This window comes from Bradyrhizobium genomosp. III, assembly GCF_000261705.1.
In the GTDB taxonomy this organism is placed as follows: domain Bacteria; phylum Pseudomonadota; class Alphaproteobacteria; order Rhizobiales; family Xanthobacteraceae; genus Bradyrhizobium; species Bradyrhizobium ottawaense.
The window spans coordinates 1-6490 of record NZ_AJQF01000550.1 but is presented as its reverse complement, the minus strand read 5'-3'; the positions used below and the strand labels follow the sequence as shown (position 1 = coordinate 6490).

Here is a 6490-nt window from a genome sequence, read left to right as displayed (position 1 = left end):
GCGGCGCTGTCCAAACAACCGGGGCCAGCTCTGAGTATGCCAGACGGGTCAACCCAAAGATTGACGTGCTTGTCGTTTCGGCTCGTACTGGCGAGGGCTTTGGCGCGCTCTACGCCTGGATCAACAGGCAGGCGCGCCGTCAGAGGCGCGCCTTAGAGGACGCAAGGCGATGAGCGCCGCAGCCACCTGCGATCGAAAGCGACTGCGCGTGCGCGTGAGTGGAGCAGTGCAAGGGGTTGGCTTTCGTCCCTACGTCTATGGACTAGCCATGCGGTACGGATTGGCGGGATTTGTCATCAATGGTCCCGAGGGCGTTCTCATCGAGGTCGAGGGGCACCGTACGTCTGAGTTTATTGCCGCGTTGCCGCAGCGTGGAGAGGCTGGCCCGGTCATCGTTGTCACCAGTGCAAATCTCTACGGCGAACCCCTGCTGATCGATAACGTGGAGGCGTTGAGACAGCTCAAGGGGGTCGCCGACCTGGTCGTGACCCATGATCGCGATATCTTGGCGTGCGCTGATGATTCCGTGGTTTCGGTGGCCGCTGGCCGGGACCAATTCATCCGTCGTGCTCGCGGCTATGTTCCCGAGCCAATTCGGCTTGCAAGGTCTGTCCCGCCCGTGCTCGCCGTCGGCGGGATACTGAAGTCGACCGTCACCATCACGCGGGACGACCAAGCGTTCGTCTCTCAGCATATTGGCGATCTAAATACGGCCGAAAGCATCCGTGCGTTCGAGAAGACGATCCGGCACCTCACATCGAGCCTCGGCGTGGAGCCTGTCGCCGTCGCCCATGATTTGCATCCCGATATGGCTTCTACCCGGTTTGCGGAAGCAAATGCTCGCGCGCTAGTCGCGGTTCAGCATCACCATGCACACGCTGCCGCAGTAATCGCTGAGCACGGCCATGCGGGACCTGCGCTTGCCCTGGTGCTCGATGGCCATGGCTTTGGCTCCGACGGCGGTAACTGGGGTGGCGAATTATTGTTGTGCGAAGAGACGTCGTCCCAGCGCATCGGGCACTTAGCGCCCCTGCAGATACCGGGTGGAGATCGTGCAGCCCGCGAGCCGTGGCGCATGGCCAGCGCAGTATTACACGGGCTCGGCCGGGGTAACGAAATCGGGCAGCGCTTTGCCGCGCAGCGGCAAGCCGGCTGTCTGTCGGACTTGCTCGATCAGCCGGGCGGGACCACCACGACCAGTGCGGGACGGTTGTTCGACGCGGCAGCGGCGCTGCTAGGTATTGCGAATCTGCAGAGCTATGACGGCGAAGCAGCGTTGAAGCTCGAAGCGCTGGTGCGGGGTACTACGATTCTGGAAGCCGGCTGGACGATCGAGGGCGGCGTGCTGTCCCTTGGTCCGCTATTTTCACGTTTGATTGCTGATGACATTGACGCTGCCGGAGGAGCCGGGCTGTTTCATGGCACGTTAGCCGCTGCCTGCGTTGACTGGGTCACACGCTCTGCGCGGACAACCGGCATCAATACCGTGGTTCTGAGCGGCGGCTGCTTCCTGAACGCGGTGCTGGCGGACAAAATCCCGCGGGGGTGCAGCGATGCCGGTCTTACCCCCCTGGTACCGCGACGGCTGCCGCCCAATGACGGCGGTTTGAGCCTCGGCCAGGCCTGGATTGCGGCTCTAAAGATTGCTCAACAGCCGCCCGCCGGGCAGGAGCTGCCTGATATGTGTCTTTCGGTTCCGGCAAAGATCGCGAAAATTCTTCCCAACGAAATGGCCCTCGTGTTCATCGATGGCGTCAACCTGGAGATATCGATTGCCCTCCTCGACGAGCTCGACGTCGGCGATTTCGTCCTGGTCCATGTCGGCTATGCGCTCGCTAAGATCGATCCGGCGGAAGCCAAGCGCACGCTAGAGCTCCTGCAGGAGCTAGGCGCTGCGAAGGAATGCCGATCGTGAAATATTCCAGCGAATTTCGCGACAAGACTATCGCGCAGGGACTTGCGCGAGCAATTGACGCTGAGGTCAGTTCACAACGAGCCTACCGGTTCGTGGAATTTTGCGGTGGACACACTCATGCAATCTCCCGCTACGGTCTTGAGGATCTGCTGCCCGCGAACGTTCGGATGATCCACGGGCCCGGTTGTCCCGTCTGCGTTCTGCCGGCGAGCCGTATCGACATGGCGATCCGGCTCGCCGAGCGGCCAGAGGTCATTCTGTGCGTCTACGGCGACCTGATGCGCGCGCCTGGGTCGCAAGGGCAGTCCCTGTTGCTTGCCAAAGCGCTGGGTGCCCACATTCGGATGGTCTACTCGGCCCTCGACGCTATCCGGCTCGCCGAACAGACGCCGGGCCGCGAAGTGGTCTTCTTTGCCATCGGATTTGAGACCACGACGCCCCCGACGGCGGTCATGATCAGGATTGCCGAGCACAAGCGGCTCGAGGGCCTTAGCGTGTTCTGCAATCACGTTCTTACGCCCTCTGCGATGCACCGCATTCTCGAGAACCCGAAGATCCGCAACACGGGCGGGGTCCCCATTGACGGCTTCATCGGGCCTGCACATGTCAGCACCATTGTCGGTACGCAGCCTTACGAGCCCATGGCGGAACAATTCGAGAAGCCGATCGTGGTCGCCGGATTTGAACCCCTCGACGTGCTGCAGGCTGTCCTGATGCTGGTGCGGCAAGTGAACCAAAACCGCCACGAGGTGGAAAACCAATACAGCCGTGCAGTGACACGCGAAGGCAACCGGCGCGCCAAGGAGGAGGTCTCGCAGGTCTTCGAGCTGCGTGAGCAGTTTGAATGGCGCGGGCTTGGACTGGTACCCAACAGCGGACTGAAGCTGAAGCAATCATATGCAAAATTCGACGCCGAGACGCGCTTTGCGATCCATGACCTGCGTGTCGCAGACAATCCGGCCTGCGAATGCTGCGCGATCCTGCGTGGCGCCAAACGGCCGATCGATTGCAAGTTGTTTGGCAATATCTGCACGCCGGAAACGCCCATAGGAGCCTGCATGGTGTCATCAGAAGGAGCTTGTGCGGCGTATTGGACCTATCGCCGAGTTCGCGATGAGCAGGCGAGGCAGACGTCATGAGCGTGAAAGCCTATCAACGCAAGCTCGATGTGGAGAACGGACGCGTTGAACTTTCCCACGGGGCCGGAGGCCGTGCCATGGCACAGCTAATCTCCGGCCTCTTTCATCAGGCCTTCGGTAATGAATGGCTCGCCGGCTCCAATGATCAGTCGGCGTTCGATGTTACCGCAGGCAGGATGGTGATGACGACTGATGGCTATGTGATTTCGCCACTGTTCTTTCCTGGCGGCAACATCGGGTCATTGGCTGTGCACGGCACGATTAATGACATCGCGATGTCCGGTGCGCGTCCTCTCTATTTGTCGGCCAGCTTTATCATCGAGGAGGGTTTCCGGTTTTCGGATCTCAAGACGATCGCGGAGTCGATGGGCGCGGCGGCATGTGCCGCCGGCGTCTATATCATTGCCGGGGATACCAAGGTGGTCGAGCGTGGCAAGGCGGACGGTCTGTTCATCTCTATGACCGGGATCGGGCTGGTGGCCGATGGGCTCGATCTTTCCGCTGACAAGGCAAAGGTCGGGGACCGTGTGCTGCTGTCCGGTAGCCTCGGTGATCATGGGGTGGCGATCATGTCAAAGCGTCAGAACGTTGCATTTCAAACCGAAATCGTCTCCGACTCAGCAGCGTTGCATAGTCTCGCTGCGGCCATGGTTGCCGCTGGCGGTGGCGGCATCCGGGTAATGCGCGACCCTACGCGCGGCGGGCTCGCTGCGGCTCTCAATGAGATCGCGCTTCAATCAGAGCTCGGCTTCCATCTGCAGGAATCGATGATTCCGGTGAAGCCTGCGGTTGCGGCTACCTGCGAACTGCTTGGACTCGAACCGATCCATGTTGCCAACGAAGGCAAGCTCGTCGCGATCGTGGCGCCGGATTCTGCCGATGCCGTTCTCGCAGCCATGAAGGCGCACCCCCTCGGGTCCAATGCGGCCGATATCGGTGAGGCGGTGGCTGACGATCACAAATTTGTGCAGATGACGACCGATTTCGGCGGCCGGCGAATCGTCGACTGGCTGTGGGGGGAACAATTGCCTCGGATCTGTTGAACAGGCTGCGCAACGTCCATTTCTTGGCCGCCATTTACTGACAACGCCATTAGCCCTCAGCTCAACAAGCGTTTCGCTTGATAGGCAATCCTACCTAATTGGCAAATTGCTGTCTTTGCTGCTTGAGGAGTTCGGCGAGGCTGGATTTCGGTTGTTGGCTTTTCTGCGGGCCGCGACTGCAATTCGGAACGATTCACCGGCATCGCGCAGTTTTCGACGGCTAAGTTCAGCGAACAGGATCACACGATCTACCCAGCACCCCTGGGTTTGAAATCCTGCGAAGCCTCGCAAATATCGCTGAATTCCTGCGCCATTTTGCCCGGCTGCGTCGCGATATCGCTGCGCGCTTCCGATAAGAAGGCGCGTCAGGCAGGGAGTATTCAAATGAAGGTCGGAGTTCCAAAGGAAATCAAGGCGCACGAATATCGCGTGGGCCTTACCCCAGGAGCTGCCCGTGAATACGTGGCAGCGGGCCACCGCGTGATGATCGAGACCAATGCCGGCGCTGGCATTGGTGCAACCGATGGCGATTATCGCAATGCCGGCGCAACGATCTTAACTTCGGCAGCTGAGGTATTCGCATCGAGCGAGATGATCGTAAAGGTCAAGGAGCCTCAGCCGGCCGAATGGTCCCAGCTGCGTGAGGATCAAATCCTGTTCACCTATTTGCACTTGGCCCCGGACCCGGAACAGGCTGCCGGCCTCTTGAAATCTGGATGCATTGCAATCGCCTATGAGACCGTAACTGATGCTCATGGTGGTCTTCCACTGCTGGCGCCGATGAGCGAGGTCGCGGGCAGGCTTTCGATCGAAGCGGCGGGTAGCGCTCTAAAGCGGAGTACAGGGGGGCGAGGGCTGCTGATCGGTGGGGTGCCCGGGGTTCAGCCTGCCCGAATCGTGGTGATTGGAGGTGGGGTCGTCGGTACGCACGCCGCGCGCATGGCGGCTGGTCTGGGCGCAGAGGTGACCATCATCGATCGTTCGATCATCCGGCTCCGTGAGCTGGACGAGCTATTCGAAGGACGGGTTCGCACTAGGTTTTCGACCATCGAATCCGTGGAGGAAGAGGTATTTGCGGCGGACGTGGTGATTGGTGCGGTGCTCGTCCCAGGGGCAAGCGCTCCGAAGCTGGTCCGCCGGAGCATGCTGAGCTCAATGCGCAAGAGAGCCGTACTCGTGGACGTCGCTATCGATCAGGGCGGCTGCTTTGAGACATCGCGCCCAACCACTCACGCTGATCCAACATACGAAGTAGATGGCATCATTCATTATTGTGTGGCCAATATGCCGGGTGCCGTGCCGCTAACCTCGAGCCAGGCACTGAATAACGCGACCCTGCCGTTTGGTTTGGCTCTGGCCAACAAGGGTTTTTCCGCCGTACTCGAGAATCCACATCTGCGCGCAGGCCTCAACGTCCATCGGGGCCGGCTAACATACAAGGCGGTGGCCGAGAGCCTCGGGCTGCCCTTCTCCCCGATCGAACAGGCTGCGGCCTGATCCCAGAGGCCCTCATGGGCGTTTCCTCCCTGACTAAGGCCACCCTTCGGGGTGGCTCTTTTTTTCGGCTATTAATCAACTGACCTCCGCCAGTATTGATTAGGAGTGCGGAACGAAGCAGAGGATCACCGGACGAACGCCTGCCTCAACCGCCGCCAGGATAGGGAGACGATGTACCTTCCGGTCCCATTGAGTGAAGCCGACAAGATGCGCCGCGGGCGACCTGATACTTGCCCGGACAGCTCCATGATGTCGCGACACATCGATCATAGCCGCGGCAGGCGGCCTTAAGGATCTCGGATCGTTCCCTAATGCTGGAGAAGGTGGTTTACCTGATCGCTGACGGCCGTGACACCGATCATGCGCAAACCACAGGATCGAGATCAGATTGTCATGTTCGTTGTAGGATTTGCGACACCGTATCGGGTCGGCGACCTGCGTTATCGAAATTTCTTCAGATGAATCAAGCTCAAGATGTCTGGCACAAGACTTGATAGCAAGAAACTGTTCCGCACCTTTTGCTTATGGAATAGCACTGATGGCCTACAAGATAATCGCATCCCAATGCACGGTCTGCGGTGCGTGCGAGTTCGAGTGTCCCAATGCCGCGATTAGCCTGAAGAACGACATCTATGTGATCAATCCGTCCCAGTGTACCCAATGTGAGGGGCATTCTGACGCGCCAAAGTGCGCCGTGGTTTGCCCCGTGCCAGATACTTGCGTGCCCGCATAGGAGCGGCAGCCGATGAGAGGGGCTCCTGCACGAAGCATGATGAAGATAATATCCAAAACAGCCGCCTTTGCGACCCGTCTCCCGTTTTCCTCGCTCGCTAGTACCCACTTTTCTTGGAACGTGAGTCCTGATTCAAGGTCGGGATGATACCCGAAGCAAGAGA

The 6490-nt window shown here is 59.6% G+C and carries 5 protein-coding genes and 1 pseudogene; all 6 read left to right on the top strand.

Annotation, left to right across the window (positions count from 1 at the left end):
- Positions 1 to 148 precede the first annotated feature (148 nt).
- Positions 149 to 1663: pseudogene (locus tag IC66_RS0141740) on the top strand (Kae1-like domain-containing protein); the annotation flags it as partial.
- A gap of 18 nt (positions 1664 to 1681) precedes the next feature.
- Entirely contained in the window at positions 1682 to 1915 is a 234-nt protein-coding gene (locus IC66_RS49370) for a HypC/HybG/HupF family hydrogenase formation chaperone (RefSeq protein ID WP_080588819.1), read from the top strand.
- Entirely contained in the window at positions 1912 to 3054 is a 1143-nt protein-coding gene (hypD, locus tag IC66_RS0141735) for a hydrogenase formation protein HypD (RefSeq protein ID WP_028160612.1), read from the top strand. Before IC66_RS49370 ends, hypD begins: the two co-directional genes overlap by 4 nt.
- Complete coding sequence (gene hypE, locus IC66_RS0141730; protein ID WP_011084546.1) at positions 3051 to 4097, top strand: hydrogenase expression/formation protein HypE; 1047 nt, start codon at positions 3051 to 3053, stop codon at positions 4095 to 4097. The genes hypD and hypE overlap by 4 nt, the downstream gene beginning before the upstream one ends.
- 384 nt (positions 4098 to 4481) lie before the next feature.
- Complete coding sequence (gene ald / locus IC66_RS0141725; protein ID WP_011084547.1) at positions 4482 to 5594, top strand: alanine dehydrogenase; 1113 nt, start codon at positions 4482 to 4484, stop codon at positions 5592 to 5594.
- A gap of 538 nt (positions 5595 to 6132) precedes the next feature.
- Positions 6133 to 6327, top strand: coding sequence for a 4Fe-4S binding protein (locus tag IC66_RS44770; protein WP_011084548.1), 195 nt, complete (start codon positions 6133 to 6135; stop codon positions 6325 to 6327).
- The last annotated feature ends 163 nt before the right edge of the window (positions 6328 to 6490 follow it).

Coding starts and splice junctions, on each gene's coding strand:
- ald (WP_011084547.1), top strand. CDS start 4,482: ATGAAGGTCGGAGTTCCAAAGGAAATCAAGGCGCACGAATATCGCGTG.
- IC66_RS44770 (WP_011084548.1), top strand. CDS start 6,133: ATGGCCTACAAGATAATCGCATCCCAATGCACGGTCTGCGGTGCGTGC.
- hypE (WP_011084546.1), top strand. CDS start 3,051: ATGAGCGTGAAAGCCTATCAACGCAAGCTCGATGTGGAGAACGGACGC.
- IC66_RS49370 (WP_080588819.1), top strand. CDS start 1,682: ATGTGTCTTTCGGTTCCGGCAAAGATCGCGAAAATTCTTCCCAACGAA.